Source organism: Microcystis protocystis FBCC-A270, from assembly GCF_050500235.1.
Taxonomy (GTDB): domain Bacteria; phylum Cyanobacteriota; class Cyanobacteriia; order Cyanobacteriales; family Microcystaceae; genus Microcystis; species Microcystis ichthyoblabe_A.
Map to the genome: position 1 here is coordinate 1,385,001 of NZ_CP191407.1, position 17,218 is coordinate 1,402,218.

General features: G+C 44.3%; 12 protein-coding genes and 2 rRNA genes (1 of these 14 running past the window's edge). 4 read left to right on the forward strand and 10 right to left on the reverse strand.

Features of this window, described 5'->3' with window-relative positions; translation table 11 throughout:
• Both ACQY1X_RS06900 and rrf read left to right on the forward strand, forming a co-directional pair.
• A 23S ribosomal RNA gene (locus tag ACQY1X_RS06900) occupies positions 1-2,010 on the forward strand (it extends 870 nt beyond the left edge of the window).
• A gap of 55 nt (positions 2,011-2,065) precedes the next feature.
• A 5S ribosomal RNA gene (gene rrf / locus ACQY1X_RS06905) occupies positions 2,066-2,183 on the forward strand.
• Between the two features lie 47 nt (positions 2,184-2,230).
• On the opposite strand, the gene ACQY1X_RS06910 is transcribed toward rrf, so the two are convergent.
• From ACQY1X_RS06910 to kaiC, 3 genes are all read right to left on the reverse strand, one after another.
• Positions 2,231-4,855 (reverse strand): DNA polymerase III subunit alpha, encoded by a 2,625-nt coding sequence (locus ACQY1X_RS06910; RefSeq protein ID WP_430014240.1) that lies wholly within the window; start codon positions 4,853-4,855, stop codon positions 2,231-2,233.
• A gap of 84 nt (positions 4,856-4,939) precedes the next feature.
• Positions 4,940-5,770, reverse strand: a complete 831-nt coding sequence (locus ACQY1X_RS06915) for an amino acid ABC transporter substrate-binding protein (protein WP_430015508.1) — start codon at positions 5,768-5,770, stop codon at positions 4,940-4,942.
• Between the two features lie 72 nt (positions 5,771-5,842).
• Positions 5,843-7,363 carry a circadian clock protein KaiC gene (gene kaiC / locus ACQY1X_RS06920; RefSeq protein WP_002744832.1) on the reverse strand — a complete coding sequence of 507 codons (1,521 nt, stop codon included), beginning with the start codon at positions 7,361-7,363 and terminating at the stop codon, positions 5,843-5,845.
• 309 nt (positions 7,364-7,672) lie between these two features.
• Between kaiC and ACQY1X_RS06925 the strand changes: the two genes are divergently transcribed.
• A complete protein-coding gene (locus tag ACQY1X_RS06925; RefSeq protein WP_430014242.1) occupies positions 7,673-7,822 on the forward strand; it encodes a hypothetical protein in 150 nt (49 codons plus the stop codon).
• A 78-nt stretch (positions 7,823-7,900) separates the two neighbouring features.
• Here the strand turns inward: ACQY1X_RS06925 and ACQY1X_RS06930 are convergent, their stop codons facing one another.
• The 6 genes from ACQY1X_RS06930 to ACQY1X_RS06955 all read right to left on the reverse strand — a co-directional run bounded on the left by ACQY1X_RS06930 (position 7,901) and on the right by ACQY1X_RS06955 (position 15,731).
• The gene (locus ACQY1X_RS06930) at positions 7,901-8,827 is read right to left on the reverse strand and encodes a branched-chain amino acid transaminase (protein WP_409878550.1); all 927 of its coding nucleotides are present in this window, start codon (positions 8,825-8,827) and stop codon (positions 7,901-7,903) included.
• 23 nt (positions 8,828-8,850) lie between these two features.
• Complete coding sequence (locus tag ACQY1X_RS06935; RefSeq protein ID WP_430015509.1) at positions 8,851-10,611, reverse strand: M61 family metallopeptidase; 1,761 nt, start codon at positions 10,609-10,611, stop codon at positions 8,851-8,853.
• Between the two features lie 145 nt (positions 10,612-10,756).
• Positions 10,757-13,207, reverse strand: coding sequence for a transglycosylase domain-containing protein (locus ACQY1X_RS06940; RefSeq protein ID WP_430015510.1), 2,451 nt, complete (start codon positions 13,205-13,207; stop codon positions 10,757-10,759).
• Between the two features lie 115 nt (positions 13,208-13,322).
• Positions 13,323-13,904, reverse strand: coding sequence for a rod shape-determining protein MreD (gene mreD, locus ACQY1X_RS06945; protein ID WP_430015511.1), 582 nt, complete (start codon positions 13,902-13,904; stop codon positions 13,323-13,325).
• A complete protein-coding gene (gene mreC / locus ACQY1X_RS06950; RefSeq protein WP_103112919.1) occupies positions 13,871-14,620 on the reverse strand; it encodes a rod shape-determining protein MreC in 750 nt (249 codons plus the stop codon). The genes mreD and mreC overlap by 34 nt, the downstream gene beginning before the upstream one ends.
• A 73-nt stretch (positions 14,621-14,693) precedes the next feature.
• Positions 14,694-15,731: a rod shape-determining protein gene (locus tag ACQY1X_RS06955; RefSeq protein WP_043999767.1), complete on the reverse strand. Its 1,038-nt coding sequence runs from the start codon at positions 15,729-15,731 to the stop codon at positions 14,694-14,696.
• A gap of 226 nt (positions 15,732-15,957) precedes the next feature.
• On the opposite strand from ACQY1X_RS06955, the gene ACQY1X_RS06960 reads away from it, so the two are divergent.
• Complete coding sequence (locus ACQY1X_RS06960; RefSeq protein WP_002731888.1) at positions 15,958-16,308, forward strand: single-stranded DNA-binding protein; 351 nt, start codon at positions 15,958-15,960, stop codon at positions 16,306-16,308.
• A gap of 55 nt (positions 16,309-16,363) precedes the next feature.
• Here the strand turns inward: ACQY1X_RS06960 and ACQY1X_RS06965 are convergent, their stop codons facing one another.
• Positions 16,364-17,173 (reverse strand): aminotransferase class IV, encoded by an 810-nt coding sequence (locus tag ACQY1X_RS06965; protein WP_430014246.1) that lies wholly within the window; start codon positions 17,171-17,173, stop codon positions 16,364-16,366.
• Positions 17,174-17,218: the final 45 nt, after the last annotated feature.

The window sequence follows — 17,218 nt, forward strand, 5'->3', positions numbered from 1 at the left end:
GTTTAGTCGGGGTAAAGCACTGTTTCGCCGCGGGCTGGGAGACCGGTACCAAGGCGAGGCAAACTCTGAATACGGCTAAAAAAACTACCAGTGAGACGGTGGGGGATAAGCTTCATCGTCAAGAGGGAAACAGCCCAGACCACCAGCTAAGGTCCCCAAATGATAACTAAGTGAGAAAGGAGGTGGGAGTGCATTGACAACCAGGAGGTTTGCCTAGAAGCAGCAACCCTTAAAAGAGTGCGTAATAGCTCACTGGTCAAGCGCTCCTGCGCCGAAAATGAACGGGGCTAAGTTATCTACCGAAGCTGTGGACTACATTGTAGTGGTAGGGGAGCGTTCTATAGGGGGTGAAGCAGTAGCGGCAAGCAGCTGTGGACTCTATAGAAGTGAGAATGTCGGCTTAAGTAGCGAAAATGTGGGTGAGAATCCCACACCCCGAAACCCCAAGGTTTCCTCCGCAAGGCTCGTCCGCGGAGGGTCAGTCAGGACCTAAGGCGAGGCTGAAAAGCGTAGTCGATGGACAACGGGTTAACATTCCCGTACCGATTAATGATTGTGCCGGAGAACGGAGAAGGTCAACGTCAGCTGGATGTTGGTTACCAGTGCAAGCAGTCGAGGCGATGAGAGGTGGCGAAAACACCAGGAGCTAAGACGCGAGTCCCACCTCCCACGGGAGGGAAGTGGCGTTGATCAAGCTTCCTAGAAAAGCCCGAACCACGTTAATCATTAATTGCCTGTACCCGAAACCGACACAGGTGGGGAAGTAGAGAATACTAAGGGGCGCGAGATAACTCTCTCTAAGGAACTCGGCAAAATGACCCCGTAACTTCGGGAGAAGGGGTACCCTCGCAAGAGGGTCGCAGTGAATAGGCCCAGGCGACTGTTTACCAAAAACACAGGTCTCCGCCAAGTCGTAAGACGCAGTATGGAGGCTGACGCCTGCCCAGTGCCGGAAGGTTAAGGAAGTTGGTCAGGAGTAATCTGAAGCTGACGACCGAAGCCCCGGTGAACGGCGGCCGTAACTATAACGGTCCTAAGGTAGCGAAATTCCTTGTCGGGTAAGTTCCGACCCGCACGAAAGGCGTAACGATCTGGGCACTGTCTCGGAGAGAGACTCGGCGAAATAGGATTGTCTGTGAAGATACGGACTACCTGCACCTGGACAGAAAGACCCTATGAAGCTTTACTGTAGCCTGGAATTGGCTTCGGGCTTCGCTTGCGCAGGATAGGTGGGAAGCTTTGAAACTCTCCTCGTGGGGAGGGTGGAGCTAACGGTGAGATACCACTCTGGCGAGGCTAGAATTCTAACCCTGACCCCTAATCGGGGCGGGAGACAGTTTCAGGTGGGCAGTTTGACTGGGGCGGTCGCCTCCTAAAAGGTAACGGAGGCGCGCAAAGGTTCCCTCGGTCCCGTTGGAAATGGGACGATAGAGTGCAAAAGCAGAAGGGAGCTTGACTGTGAGACCCACAAGTCGAACAGGGACGAAAGTCGGCTTTAGTGATCCGACGGCACCGCGTGGAAGGGCCGTCGCTCAACGGATAAAAGTTACTCTAGGGATAACAGGCTGATCTCCCCCAAGAGTTCACATCGACGGGGAGGTTTGGCACCTCGATGTCGGCTCATCGCAACCTGGGGCTGAAGTCGGTCCCAAGGGTTGGGCTGTTCGCCCATTAAAGCGGTACGTGAGCTGGGTTCAGAACGTCGTGAGACAGTTCGGTCCATATCCGGTGTAGGCGTAAGAGCATTGCGAGGAGCCTTCCTTAGTACGAGAGGACCGGGAAGGACGCACCGCTGGTGTACCTGTTATCGTGCCAACGGTAAACGCAGGGTAGCCATGTGCGGAGCGGATAACCGCTGAAAGCATCTAAGTGGGAAGCCCACCTCCAGATGATTGCTCTCATGGCATTAAGCCAGTAAGGTCTCGGGTAGACTACCCGTTGATAGGCTCTAGATGGAAGCTCGGTAACGAGTGCAGTCGAGGAGTACTAACCGACCGAGGGCTTGACCTGATTCTTCTTTCACCACTTTTTTCCTAGCTTTTGCAGTCTTGAGGGTTCTACCCTTCCTGGTGTCTTTAACGTGATGGCACCACTCCGATTCCATCCCGAACTCGGTTGTGAAACTTCACCGTGGCCAAGATACTTGTCGGGTTGCCGACCGGGACAATAGCTCGATGCCAGGATTATTCTTTCCTACCCCTCAATCTCACCAGATTGGGGGGTTTGGTTTTTAGGAAAAATCAGAGGATTTTAAATCTAAACCTCGCTCAAATATTGTATCTATGGCTAACATTTCTCCGTCGCTAGTCATAAATTTATGATCTTTGGTTGCTTGGATAGTTTGCCCATTTTCTAGGGTGTATTCAAAGACTTCTTGTAAACCTCGCTCGTGCCATTGAGAGATTGGTTGACTATAAACAAAACCATTTTTATCTACACTATAAACAGTGCAGTTAATTTCTTCGCTGACAATTTTAGCAATTGGTAATAATCCGTATTCCTCAGTTAAAATTAACGTCTCACCTCCTAGACAATATTCGGCAAAATTTACCATCTGTTCAAAGAGATTTTCAGCGATTCTTTTTTCCACGCCATTTTTAGCAGCACCATCGATAAACATCTCCCTTTGTTTCTGCATTTCGGAGGCTTTTTTCTTACCCATTGCCCGACGCAATAGATCCGCTTCTCCCAGGGAATAACCCGCTAAATCCTGCGCCATTTTCATAATCTGTTCTTGATAGACTAAAACTGCGTAGGTTTCCTTAAGAATTGGTTCCAATAAGGGATGATCATAACGAATGGGTTCTCTACCGTGTTTTCTGCCAATAAAGAGAGGAATTAATCCCGCATCTAAAGGTCCGGGGCGATAGAGTGCTAAGATTGAAGATATGTCCTCAATACCCGATGGTTTTAACTCTTTAACGATCTGTTTCATTCCCGATGATTCTAACTGGAAAATACCTTCTAAATCCCCTTCTTCTAGTAATTCATGGGTTTTGAGAATATCGGGAGGTAGTTTTTTATGTTCCCCTTTAGCCCGAATTTGCAGGGCTTTTCTTTCATCTAAAGGCAATTGATCGAGATCGATATATATACCCTGATTTTGTTTAACTAAATCGGCGGTTTTTTTCAAAGTGGTTAAATTTCTTAACCCTAAAAAGTCCATTTTTAACAATCCCAATGATTCTAAATCCTCCATGAAATATTGGGTAATTACCGCCCCATCATTATTTTTCTGGAGGGGAACCACTTCATCTAAAGGCTGGGAAGAAATGACGACTCCCGCGGCATGAACTCCGAAGGTTTTGTTAGTACCTTCGATACGAATTGCCATATCTAACCAATGACGCACATGGGGTTCCGTATCGTATCTTTCTTTAAATGCCGGTTCGGGAGTTTCATCGGAAATCATCACTTTTAAAGGTGTGGGTTTACCGCGAGAAACGGGAATCATTTTCGCCATTTTATCCGATTCGGCATAGGGAATATCTAACACCCGCGCCACATCTTTTAAAACAGCTTTTGATGTCATACGGTTAAAAGTAATGATTTGAGCAACATTAGCCTCCCCGTATTTTTCCGTAACGTATTGGATCATTTCATCCCGTCTCTCGATACAGAAATCCGTATCAATATCAGGCATAGATTTCCGTTCAGGATTGAGAAAACGCTCAAATAATAAACCGTGATGAACGGGATCAATATTGGTTATTTTTAAAGAATATGCTACCAAAGAACCCGCCGCCGAACCGCGTCCTGGACCGACGGGAATATCATGATCTCTAGCATATTTTATATAGTCCCAAACGACGAGAAAATAGGTAGAAAATCCCATTTTCTGTAACATTTTTAATTCGTATTCCAGCCTTTCTTTGTAAACAGGCTCAATCTCGTGACGAGAAGGACATTTTAATCTTTCTAGTAATCCTAACCAAGCAATTTCTTCTACATAACTATCAGCAGTATGTCCCGCAGGAACTGGATAGTTAGGTAGTCTTGGTTCATTAAATATGTTATAAGGTTCGACTTTTTCTGCTACTTCTAAGGTGTTATTAATCGCTTCTTCAATCACATCTTCTGGCAGATGATCACGGAAAAGTAAACGCATTTCATCAGCAGATTTTAAGTATTCTGTTCCGCTATAACGGAGGCGTTTATCTTCAGTAATTAACTTGGCAGTTTGAATACAAAGTAAGGCATCGTGTGCTTCTACATCGTAACAGGAAATAAAGTGAGAATCGTTAGTAGCAACTACTTTAATTCCTAATTCTTTAGCAATTTTAACTATTTCTACATTGACAATCCGATCTTCTTTAGAACCGTGGTCTTGAATTTCTAAATAAAAATCATCACCAAAAAGTTTTTTATACCATTTAGCAGTTTCCTTAGCCAATTTTCTGTTATTAGCTAAAATTGCTTGGGGAATCTCTCCACCCAAGCAAGCACTGGTAACTATCAATCCTTCGTGGTATTGCTGGAGTAACTCTTTATTGATACAAGGACGAGCAAAAATACCTTTACCTTGAATACCTTTCAGATTAGAAATAGTAGTTAATTTAACCAGATTTTTATAGCCTTGGGTGTTTTTGGCTAAAACAACTTGATGATATTTTCGGTGGCGAAGATTGACTTCAATATCGCCATTAACTACATACATTTCGTTGCCAATAATTGGTTTTATTCCCTTATTACGACAGGTTTTAATTAATTCGATCGCACCATACATGACTCCATGATCGGTTAAAGCGATCGCTGGTTGTCCTAATTCGATCGCTCGATCAATTAGTGCCGGTAATTGGGAAGCACCATCAAGTAAGCTATAATCACTGTGAATATGTAAACCGACAAAAGACATAATTTTTTGAGAAAAAAGTGACAAAGAAAAAGAAAAAAACCTAGAATCTACTTACTTTTAATTTTCAGCAATTACAGTCTATGTTTAGGGTTGATTGAGAATCGTATAGGGAAAAAAACCTTGTTCTAAATTAAACCATTGTTCTCGCAGTCTCCGGTTATCATTGCTGCCGACGACAGTATCAACAAATTTTTTCCATTCGGGATCGTTTTTGGGTAAAATACAGCCATAAAGTTCGGTGGTAATCGGTTGACGGGGTAGTAGCACAAATTCTCGGAGATCCTGTCCTTGTTTAACGATTTCCCCCAGTAGAAGAATTCCATCACTAACCACTGCGTTTACTTCTCCCCTTTGTAATTTTGCCACTGCCTCACTTCGATCGCTGACAGCTTGCCAATTAGCCAGAGGATAGATATAACGAATAATACTATCGGTGGTGGTGTGGGGAATGTAGGCGATCGCAACCGCCGCTAAAGTGTTATTAATATCTATTTTATCAACATTTTCCCTTTTAGTTAGAAATTGCGCTCCTGTCATAAAATAGGGAGTAGAAAAATTAACCTTTTCTAGTCTTTCTTCCGTAATTGTTGCCGCATTACAGGATAAATCTACTTGTCCCTGTTCCACTTGCTGAAAACGATTATTAGTCGTCGCTTCTGTAAAGGTTATTGTAATCGGTTTACCTAATTCTTGTGCTAATCGACGTTGGACTAAGCGCATTAATTCCACTCCGTAACCTGTCCATTGTCCCGTTTTCTCATCGATATAACTAAAGGGAGTAGCGTCTTTTCTGGCTGCCGCTTTTAATTCTCCCGTGCGAGCAATTCTTTGTAAAACTGTTTCTGCTAAGACTGATAAATGTAGATTATTTATCAGTAAAAGACCTAGAAAAATCAACCAAAAGTTTTTAGACATATCAAGAAAGCAAGAAGGAGATAGGGAGAAAAAGCCAACCACCGACGTGCGATTAGCAAATGCTGCTATATTTTAACTACGATCCTCAAATAATCCACTCAAACGTTCTACTTCTGTTTGTGCTGTGTACATAGGAGTTCCGGCCAGAATTCCGGTAACATTGCGGAAAGGTTGACCAATGTGCATACCTTGATGATCGATCGAAAACTCACGAATATCCTTATCGTGCATAGAACCGCGCATTTTTAAAACAGTGATACCCCGGCGCATTTCTCCATACATTTCCACATAACGCAGCAGAATAATTGAATCAGTAATTGTAGAAATATGTGCTTCTGTAATCGAGGAACCTCCTAATAAAGTGGGAGTGGTGGAAGTAAATAATCCTCCCACCTCTTTTTGCTTAATAAAAGAAGTCAAGCCGATAATAAATTCCCGAAATCCTTTCAGATTAGAAACCCTTTCTAAAGCAGATAAACTATCTACTGCCACTCGATTAGGTTGAAACTCCTCGATAATTTCCTTCATCATAATTAAATGATTTTCTAAACCCGTAGTTTCGGGATAACGGCAGACTACCTTTAATTTACCTTCCTTTTCCATGCGGTCATAATCCACCCCCCAACCGGTAGCATTTCTAAATAACTGTTCGCGACTTTCCTCGAAGGCAAAAATTAAACATCTTTCCCCATTGGTTACTCCCCCGGCCATAAATTCTGTCACCATCAGGGTTTTTCCTGTTCCTGTGGCTCCCGAAACCAAAATAACCGAATCGCGGAAGAAACCACCCCCACACATTCTATCGAGTTCGAGGCTGCCGGAAGTAATACGAATATTAGAGGATTTTTGTTCTAATTCAATAGCTGATAAAGGAATAATCACGGCCCCTTTATTGGGAATAATTGTAAAAGGAAATTCTCCTTTTTGGTGATCGGTTCCCCGATATTTTAAAATTTCGATCGTCCTTCTTCTTTTCTCATCGGTTAAAACGTTGCGTAAAATCACCACATTATCGGCCACAAACTCCTCCACCCCATAACGACTGATTTCGCCGTATTCTTGGGTTCTTTCTGCGGTCATAATCGCTGTTACTTCCAATTCTCGCAAAGCGGTTGCTAGACGAAAAAGATCACTTCTCACTTGAGCGCTGTCACTCAAATGGCTAAAAATTGCGCCTAAAGAATCCATAGACACCCGTTTGGCTTTATTTTTGCGGATAGCAAACTCAATGCGAGCGATTAATGCGCCTAGGTCGTATTCTCCTGTCACCATCGGCTTTTCTTCTGGTTGGGGGGAAGCATCGACAAAGGCCCATTGGCGATTCTCCTCCCACTGCCGGATATTCCAACCAAAACCACCCATATTTTTTCTGAGTGCGTGGGGTGGCTCCTCAAAGGTGACAAAAACGCCATTTTCTCCATTTTTGATGCCTTCTGCGAGAAATTGACAGGCAAAGACCGTTTTAGCACTTCCTGCCGTCCCCGCTATCAAAGTTGCTCTTCCTTTCGGCAATCCCCCTTCCGAAAGAAAATCAAAGCCGGGGATTCCTGTTTCTAACTTCTCAATCAACTCTAGGGGATTATTTTGCGTCATTCTAAGTTCTCTATGAAAACGAGCCAATGTTTATTGTACCTATTTCAGTGACCAGCGATACCAGAAATTCATCCCTAGTTTGACAGTTTGAGCATTGGTAATAAAATTTCCAAGACATAGTTTAAATGCCGGACAGCTTCACCCAAGAATAAATGGAAACTAGATAAGCAGGTAAATCTCGGCTACAATTAACCAAAACAGCAATAAACTAATAGTCAGAATCAAAGTAAGTTTTGTATTTAGTTGATTAATACTATTCTTGACAACTTTGAGAGAGTTTAAGGTATAATCATACTTATTTGCTCTACTATGGAACATACAACTGATAATAGTCAAAATCAGCAAGAAAGCGACAATCAACAAGAAAAAACAGCAACAGGGAAGAAACCCGTGCTGAAGATTGATCCTAAGAGAACTATACCCTACATACAGGAAGGAATCAAACCGAAAAATAGATAAATTCTGTTTATTTCAGGGTTCCTTGAGATGCGCCATTATTTGACGCATCTCAAGGAAAAATCAAGTAAATTTCTCTAACTATAAAGGAACTTGAGTAATCCAATCTTGATACTTTGGTTCCTGATTAAGAACGATAGAACTTAACTTTTCTTTTAACTGATAAGTAATCGGTTTAGCTGCAGGTAAAGAAAAAGTTTCAATCTTTTTAATCGGAGTAATTTTCGCCGCAGTGCCACTTAAAAACACCTCATCAGCGATAAATAACTCCGTCTTATCTACGGGTCTTTCAATAACCGGAATACCCAAATCCCGCGCAATAGTTAAAACACTATCTCTAGTAATACCCTCTAGGATATCTTGGTCAAAACTAGGAGTAATTAGCTGACCATTTCTGATGATAAAAATATTCATTCCCGTCGCTTCACAGACTTTACCCTGAGAATTCATTAAAATTGCCTCATCAAACCCCGATTCTACCGCTTCCGTTTTTGCTAAAGCAGAAGTGATATAAGCGGCGCTAATTTTACCTCGCAACGGGAAACTTCTATCCTCTTGACGATACCAAGAACTAATCCGACAGTTAACCCCATCGGCTGCTAAATAATCATCCATTTCTAGACCATAGACTAGAAAATCCTTCTCGATACCATGCAATCGCGGAGCAATTCCCAACCCTGAACTATAGACAAGGGGACGAATATAAAAAGGTCGATGACACTGATTCTTTTTCACAAAATCGATAATTATTTCATAGATTTTATCAGCAGAAATCTCGTAATTAAGAAACTTAGCACTTTGACTTAAACGCTGACAATGACGTTCTAATCTAAATAATAATATCTGTCCCGGATTGTTAGGGTCGGGAGTACCTCGTAAACCCCCAAAAGCGGCAGTTCCGTAGTGTAGTGCGTGGGTAGCAACGGATAATTTGGCCTCAGTAAAAGGGATAAATTTATTCTCAAAATAGGCGAGAGGAAGGAAAGGAATTTCGGCGGTAATAGACATTTTTTTGTTGATTTAACCAAGAACTAAACGGGATTTACCCATGCAGAAAAATTTTGTTTCTGGCTATTAGAAGGATTTTCTACCCTGATAATTTCATAGCGAATCGTCTGCGGGGCAGCCAGTGGAACAGCAAGGGTTCGCAATTCATCGAGATGAAAGACTGTTATCTGAATAATATCACCTGCGCGGTAGTCTTTTAATCTTTCGTTTAACTGTTCCGCCGTCACTCGCAATCCATCGATAGCCAATAATTCATCATCAGCATTAATTCCCGCTTTTTGGCAAGGGGAACCCATCTCGACAAATTTAATTATTTCTTTACCCGCTTCACTCTGTACCCGCATTCCCAGATAAGGTATCGTCTCCCCATTGTCAACCCCCCGCAGATAGAGTCCAAAGGGTTCAAGATATTGATTAAAGGGTAATTCTGCCAAACCGTCGATATAACGCTGGTAGAAGTCGCTTAAATCCACTCCCGCAGCCGATTCGAGAATTGCCTGCAATTCCCCATCGGTATAACCAATCTCCTCTTTACCGAAATGTTGCCACATCGAGCGTAAAACATCATCGAGGGAACGACGGTTATCGGTGTGGGTGCGAATTAGTAAATCCAGAAGCAGCGACAATAATTCCCCCTTGAGATAGTAGGAAATTTGACTATTATCACTATTGCTATCCCGTCGATAGAGTTTTATCCAAGCATCGAAACTCGATTCGCCTAGCGGTTGGACAAGACGACCGGGTGTATTGAGATAACGGGTTATTTCTTTGCTTAAAAGCTCTAAAAAAGTCTTACTATCGTATATTCCCGCCCGTAGAGGGATTATCATATCGTAATAACTGGTGGTTCCTTCGGCAAACCAGAGGGAAGAAGTATAATTTTCTGCATCATAATCGAAGCTTTCTAAAGCTTTTGGGCGAATACGCTTGATATTCCAGAGATGAAAGAACTCATGGGCGACTAATTGCAGAAAACGATTATATTTATCCTTATCTCGTAATCCCAAACGCGCATAGTTAAGGGTACAGGAATTTTTATGTTCTAGTCCCCCGTAACCGGCTGCCGAAAGATGTAGCAAAAAGAGATAATTATCATAGGGGAGTCCACCGAACATAGCCGACTCGGTTTGAATAATTTTAGTGGTATCGGCGATAATTTGACTAGGATTGGCGTTTCCCCGTCCCCAGATAGCTAATTGATGGGGTTTTCCCTCGACGACAAAATCGTATAACTGATGAATCCCCACCTCCACAGGACTGTCCACTAGGGTATCGAAATCGGGAACGTGAAAGGTGTTTTGCTGTCCGGGTAAAGATTTTAAGGCAGTGGTAACGCGCCAATCGGCATGGGGAGGGATAATTGTCAGAGTGAGGGGATGTTTTTGATAATCGGGGATATAGAAAAATAAAGCGGCCCCGTTGAAGTAACCGTGAGTATCATCAAGATGGTTGGTTCTGACGGTTAAATCGTGGGCAAAAACGCGATATTTGACCGTTATTTCGGAACTGTCACCATTGTCAATCTGCCAGTGATTTTTAGCAACTTTGCGACTGTTAAGGTTAATAGCTTGAAAATCTTGAACTAAACGGGAGTATTCCCGCACTAGATAGGAACCGGGAGTCCAAACCGGCATTTTTAGGTTTAAAATCGGAGCTTGCCAACCGGTAATCTGTAGAGTGACTTCAAAGAGGTGCGAAGTCGGTTCCGACATAGCCACTTGATAGCTGAGACTTAAACGAGTTGAGGAGATGGTAGCGGGGGAAATAAGACTGGTCATCGGCATTAAACGGCTTTTAAGTTATTATAGCGGCAAGCTTTCGGCCAATTTACCCGGTTTCGCCGCCAAAAATCCGATGGTTTTCCAAGATTTGACCGAGCAGTTTGGGAAAGAAAACCCCCGCAAATCCTGCGAGGGTTGTCGTGCCGATTCAGCGTCTTTCTGCCGGGGGTGCAGGAGGAGCCACATCGGGGGGAGAAGTTACCTCTAGGGGAACCGAACGAGTTTCGGGAGCCGCCACATTGACGGGAACGGTAATCGGTTCGGCTGCTGCGGGGGCCGTATTTTGAGGACGAGGAGCGGCGGCGCTGGTAGGAGCGACTCTAGTACGCCGACGACTAGAACGGCGTTGGCCCGGTTCGCTAGTATTAGAACGAACGATAGTTTGCACACGACTTACCCGAACCCGTCGCCGTCTGCGGATAGGTCTTTCGGTGGGGGAACCCTCATCGCTGCTGGCTAAACGATTGTTAGTAGTTTGGGTAAAGTAGGTACGTCGGGGTTTAATGGGTTCCGCTTTTAATGTCACCGGACGTTTGCCTAAATTCGGTTCTGGGAAACCTTGATAGGGAATATCCTTAATTGCTTCTAACATAAATTGTCGCCACATCCAAGCGGACATGGTACTGGCTCCATTGGTGGGTTTATTATTGTCATTACCGAGCCAAATTCCCGTGACTAATTGGGGAATATAACCGACAAACCAAAGGTCGCGAGCTTTATCAGAAGTACCAGTTTTTCCCGCCACCGGACGACCAATTTGTGCTGGGGTTCCCGTTCCCGAATTAACCACATTCTGTAGCATCCAAGTCATCGTCGCTGCCGTGTTTTTATTCAGAGCAGTTTTTGGTTTAAAATTGGCTTGATAAATTACTTTACCATTGCGATCGAGTACCTGATTAATACCGTAAACTGGTTGATGCACACCATTATTAGCAAAGGTTCCGTAGGCGCTGGTCAATTCTAAAAGATTGACTTCCGAAGCACCCAAAGCCAAAGAATAAGTGGGTAAAAGTTTCGACTGGATACCCATATCTTGAGCTAATTTAATCACCGGATTCCAACCGACGGCCACTAACACCTGAACTGCCACCACATTCAGGGAAGAAGTCAAAGCATCGCGCATGGACACCGCGCGGCCGCTATACCTATCACCGTAGTTTTCCGGTTTATAACCATCCACTACATACTGAGCATCTTTATAACTAGAATAGGGGGATTTCCCCGCCGCAATCGCCGCCGCATAGACAAAAGGTTTAAAAGTAGATCCTGGCTGACGTTTTGCCTGTGTCACCCGATTGAATTGATTCTTATCGTGGTCAATTCCTCCGACCATAGCCTTAATTTGCCCATTTTTGGGGTCAATTGCCACTAAAGCCGCCTGTTGGAAGTTCTGCCACCTGCCATAACGAGAAACCGCTCTTTCTACCACTTCCTCTGCTTCGCTTTGCCAACGAGGATTAAGGGTAGTTTTTACCACCAATCCTCCCGCTTCTAGGGTTTTAGCGGGAACCAGTTGCGGCAGTTCTTTTTCCACATAATCGGTAAAATAGGCCGCTTGCCGTTGCAGACGTTTTAGGGGACTGGTTTTAAGGCCTAGGGGAGATGCGATCGCTTGTTCGGCTTGAGCAGCAGTAATAAATCCCACCTCGGCCATAGTTTTGAGGACGATATTACGCCGTTCTAGGGCAGATTTAGGGTTTTCGAGGGGAGAATAGAGACTAGGAGCGGGAACAATGCCGGCAAGGGTGGCAGCTTCGGCTAGGGTTAATTTATCGACGGGTTTACTGAAATATAACCAAGCGGCATCGGCAAGACCGTAGGCCCCGGAACCGAGATAAACTAGGTGAAAATAACGCTCTAAAATCTGGTCTTTTGTATAGTTATCTTCTATTTTCTGAGCGATACGCATTTCCCGTAATTTGCGATCAAAGCTCCTTTCTTGGGATAAAAAGACAATCCGGGCCAATTGTTGGGTGATGGTGCTGCCTCCTTCCACCACTCCCCCGGCTCTCAGGTTAGAAAAGAGAGCGCGAGCAATACCCTGGCCATCAACTCCCCCGTGTTGGCGAAAACGGCGGTCTTCACTAGCGATAAAGGCCTCCTGTACCAGTGGGGGAACTTGGGCAATTTTCACGGTTTCGTAGGTGCTAGGGCCATTTTGCTTGAGGATTTCCCCATTAGCGGCTTCAATTGTCAAGGTGCCAGGACGAGCATAGGTTTGTATATCAGCGATGTTTTGCGGTAGAGAGCTTTCAAGGCGATAAATGCCCCAACCTACCCCCAAAAGTCCCCCAGTCACCCCTAATCCTACTCCCAAGTACAAGCCAAAGCGGGGATGTTGTCGCCATTGCGGTAAGGGAGAATTGTCGATCAGGGTGGTAAATTTGTTCTTTAAGGGTTTTAACGTCTCTATAGCCTTGCTACTGGTTCGGGAGACTAAATTAACCTTTTTCTCTTCGGAAGCGGCTTCTACTGGCTTTTCCCCAGCAACTGGCGCAGATTTGGAGTCGATAGGATCGACTTTAGGGGGTTGCTTGGAATTTCCTAATTTATTAGCAAGATTATGAAAAAATTGACTAAGTTTTTGTTTGTATTTCATGTTAGTTGAGCGGGTGAGGGTGAGTAATCAGTGAACAGTAATCAGTAATCAGTGAACTCAAAACTCAAATCTGATCACTGATCACTGATAACTGATAACTGAAAAAGCTGACTCTTTAAAGATCGCTAAATTGTCGCCACCATTGCTGGAGAGGGTAATAGAGGAGGGGAGTCCAGAGACTACTAAGCAGAGCAGAAGTGAGGCCAATGCGTTGATAATCGAACCAAAGATCAGCGAGATTTTTGCCTCCTTGTAGATAGTATTGAAAAGCGATCGCACCATCAGCGATTAAAGTCATCACAAAGACAATTAAGACCACGGCGATCAATTCTTCTTTAACATAACGTTGTCGGTGTAAACGGGAAGTGAGGAAACCGATCAGACCAAAAACCATGATATGGGAAGGATAATTAGAGGTTAAACTATCTTGAATAGCGCCGATCGCTAATCCAGCCACCACACTATCGAGACAAGAGCGATTGAGACTCCAACTAACCAACCAAATCAGTAACCAATTGGGAGCGATGCCTAAAATCTCCATTCCGGGTAGCCGCATTAAGGAAAGAAAGGTACACAGAAGCAGTGAAGCGATAGTGACTAAAACATTCAGTATAAAACGAGAACGGGCTGATAAACGGCTTAATTTCAGCATAATTACCCTTCTCACTGCTGGGGTTGCGGGTGAACGAACACCCATTCGAGATTGTCCACGGTGGCGGTAAATTCAATTTTGGCGGTGGGAGCGGGATTTTCCTGTAAATTAAGGGAAATTATACGACCGATGGGCAACCCCGGCGAAAAAAGACTACTAAAAGCCGAAGTTGTCACCACATCTCCCGGTTTGACATCGGGAGCTTTTTCAAAAAAGCGCAGGGTGGCGACTTGGGAATTCTGACCTTGAATTAAACCCATGGCCCGACTACGATTCACCGTTGCTCCGATGCGACTTTGGGAATTACTGACCAATAGAACTTTGCTGGTGTGGGGGGTAACTTCCGTAATCCGTCCCACTAAACCACCAATTCCCGTCACCGAAGCACCCACTGGCACACCATCGGCGCTACCCCGACCGATAATCACCTGTTGCCACCAATCATCGGCGCTGCGGCCAATAATTGGAGCAGAAATCAGGGGTTTTTTCTGGGTTTGATAATAACCAAGCTGTTTTTTTAATTGTTGATTTTGATATTCGACTTCACTTAAACGATTTTGTAATTCTCGCACCCGTTGATCGGCCAGAAGTTGCTCTTGCAGATTAGTTTCCTCTCCCTGAAAAGGACGAGTTAATAAACCATACAATTCTAAAATCGCCCCACTTTGATAGGTGCGAATGTACCAAGCTCCCCCCAAAGCGGCAGCAAGCAGCAAAAGTCGCCATCTCTGCTGTGTCCATTTTCGTCGTGCTGAATACATGAGCGATTTTAAACCTCTTGACTGTGTAGAGTGAGAATCCGTGTCTTTTGCCGCTAACCGATCCTAGTGACCTTTAGACATTGCGAGTTGTTTCATTAACGATCCGCTCAAAGAGTTTCTGATTTTTTAACACTTCTCCCGTGCCTTTGACCACACAGCGCAGGGGATCTTCAGCGACATGGGTAACGATACCGGTTTCGTGACTGACTAGGCGATCGAGTCCCCGTAATAAAGCACCTCCTCCCGCTAACATGATGCCGCGATCGATAATATCGGCAGCTAATTCGGGGGGAGTTTTTTCTAGGGTACGTTTGATCGCATCAACGATCACGGAAAGTGGCTCATCCATACTTTCCCGTACTTCTTCCGCTTTGATGGTCACGGTGCGGGGTAAACCGGACATGAGATGCAATCCCCGCACTTCCAGAGGAGGAAATTCATCTCCGGGGGAGGGATAAGCCGAACCAAGGCGAATTTTAATATCTTCGGCTGTACGTTCCCCGATAATCAGGTTATGGACTTTTTTTAGATAGGCGATAATTGAGTCCGTCAGTTCATCCCCAGCGACGCGCACCGATTCGCTGATCACGGTCCCATCAAGACTGAGAATCGCCACTTCTGTCGTGCCACCACCGATATCGATGATCATATTTCCCGTCGCTTCCGAGACGGGTAAACCGGCACCCAAGGCCGCCGCAACGGGTTCATCAATTAACCCCACTTCTCGGGAGCCGGCATTTTTGGCCGCATCCACCACCGCGCGTCTTTCTACTCCAGTAATCCCACTGGGAACACCGATTACCATGCGGGGATTGCCAATCGTGCCATCGAGCGCTCGTTTGATGAATTCCGCTAACATGATCTCGCAACTGTAAAAATCGGCGATTACCCCATCGCGCAGGGGTCGCAGAGCGGTGACATGGCCCGGAGTGCGACCGAGCATTTTTTTGGCCTCCTCCCCGACAGCGACTGGGTTACGATCTTGATCGATCGCTACTACCGATGGTTCCTCTAAAACGATACCTTTCCCTGATACATAGACGAGGGTGTTTGCTGTACCCAAGTCTATACCTATGTCCCTTGATAAACCTAGTCCTCTAAAAAAACCCACTTGTTTTCACTCCTGTTCTGATCAATAAAACGTTGCTATAACTAGACTTTCGATCGAATCGACTTGGATTTTATTAGGTTTTGTTTCTCAAGTCTAGTTAATTATCGCTTCTTTCTCTCCAGATTTACCCAGGTCTTTGGCCTAATTTTCTCCCTAGTCACCGGTCAAGGCTAAGGTTTCAGGCTAAAATGAACATACTATTGTACTAAATTGAGGATTTAAGACCATGAGTGTAAATCTGGTTCATTTGGTGGGACGAGCGGGGAGAGACCCAGAAACCAAGTATTTCGAGTCGGGTAAGGTTTTATGTACTTTAACTTTAGCGGTTAATCGTCGCTCGAAAAATAGCGATCAGCCAGATTGGTTCGATCTGGAAATTTGGGGTAAAACGGCGGAAGTGGCCGCTAATTATGTGAAAAAAGGCGGTTTAATCGGGATTAAGGGTTCTTTAAAAATGGATACCTGGAATGATAAAAACACGGGATTAGCTCGTTCTAAACCGGTGATTCTCGTCGATCAATTAGATTTACTTGGTTCTAAACGCGATAGTGAGGCTAATTCCGAGCGAGAATTTTAAAGCTTAAGCGGCATTATTTCTGGATTTTGGGTGTGTTAGCCTCTAGTACACACCCTTATTTATTCTCAAATTGACTAAAAAAATATTGCTGTAAATCTGGTAAAATTTCTCTATAAATAGCTGTATTTATCTCTATATCCGAGCCAAGAATAGAATTAAAAGGGATAATTTCTACCAAGGAATTACTATAGGCGATCGCCTGTAAAGTCCCGACAAATTCCGGGGTCCAGAGATTTTCTTGCAGGGAAATATTTTGTTTTTTTAACCAGCCGATCAAAGCCGAGCGCCCGATTCCGGGTAAAATATCAGCAGTCAGCAGGGGACTGTACCAGCAATTATCTTTCCATCCCCATAAATTGCCCGTGCTAGTTTCTAACCAATTCCCCAATCGATCGACTAATATCGCCTCTTTTGCTCCTTTTTTTTGAGCAGTTTGTGACGCTAACCAAGGAGTTAAATAATTACCAGTTTTATGCTCTCCTAAAACGCGTTGCCAAGCGGGATTATCCACTACCCACCCAATAATTCCCCGCTCTTGTCTAAGGTTTAAATCTTCGGGTAAAAATCTGCCTTTAATCCACTCCCTACCATCGGGAAAAATTGTGATTCTCAGGACAGGATAGAATCGGGATAATTTTTCGGCTCCTTGGCGAATTCGCTGCCAATCGGGATCAGACCATTGGAAAACTTGTAAACTAGAGTGCAGACGTTTGATATGTTCTTGCCAATGGGTCAGGGGATGATCTAAGCTTTGTTGATAGATACGCAGGGTAGTAAAGAGTGTGGCTCCATAAAGCAGCCCAATATCATCAATACCCAGACTTATTCGCTCATCCTCGATTAATTCGCCATTATACCAATACATAATCAGTTATCAGTTATCAGTTATCAGTTATCAGATTTGAGTTTT

Bases quoted from the DNA above. Each gene is read 5' to 3' on its own strand.
- ACQY1X_RS06910 (WP_430014240.1), bottom strand. From the start codon at position 4,855: ATGTCTTTTGTCGGTTTACATATTCACAGTGATTATAGCTTACTTGAT.
- ACQY1X_RS06915 (WP_430015508.1), bottom strand. From the start codon at position 5,770: ATGTCTAAAAACTTTTGGTTGATTTTTCTAGGTCTTTTACTGATAAAT.
- kaiC (WP_002744832.1), bottom strand. From the start codon at position 7,363: ATGACGCAAAATAATCCCCTAGAGTTGATTGAGAAGTTAGAAACAGGA.
- ACQY1X_RS06925 (WP_430014242.1), top strand. From the start codon at position 7,673: ATGGAACATACAACTGATAATAGTCAAAATCAGCAAGAAAGCGACAAT.
- ACQY1X_RS06930 (WP_409878550.1), bottom strand. From the start codon at position 8,827: ATGTCTATTACCGCCGAAATTCCTTTCCTTCCTCTCGCCTATTTTGAG.
- ACQY1X_RS06935 (WP_430015509.1), bottom strand. From the start codon at position 10,611: ATGCCGATGACCAGTCTTATTTCCCCCGCTACCATCTCCTCAACTCGT.
- ACQY1X_RS06940 (WP_430015510.1), bottom strand. From the start codon at position 13,207: ATGAAATACAAACAAAAACTTAGTCAATTTTTTCATAATCTTGCTAAT.
- mreD (WP_430015511.1), bottom strand. From the start codon at position 13,904: ATGGGTGTTCGTTCACCCGCAACCCCAGCAGTGAGAAGGGTAATTATG.
- mreC (WP_103112919.1), bottom strand. From the start codon at position 14,620: ATGTATTCAGCACGACGAAAATGGACACAGCAGAGATGGCGACTTTTG.
- ACQY1X_RS06960 (WP_002731888.1), top strand. From the start codon at position 15,958: ATGAGTGTAAATCTGGTTCATTTGGTGGGACGAGCGGGGAGAGACCCA.
- ACQY1X_RS06965 (WP_430014246.1), bottom strand. From the start codon at position 17,173: ATGTATTGGTATAATGGCGAATTAATCGAGGATGAGCGAATAAGTCTG.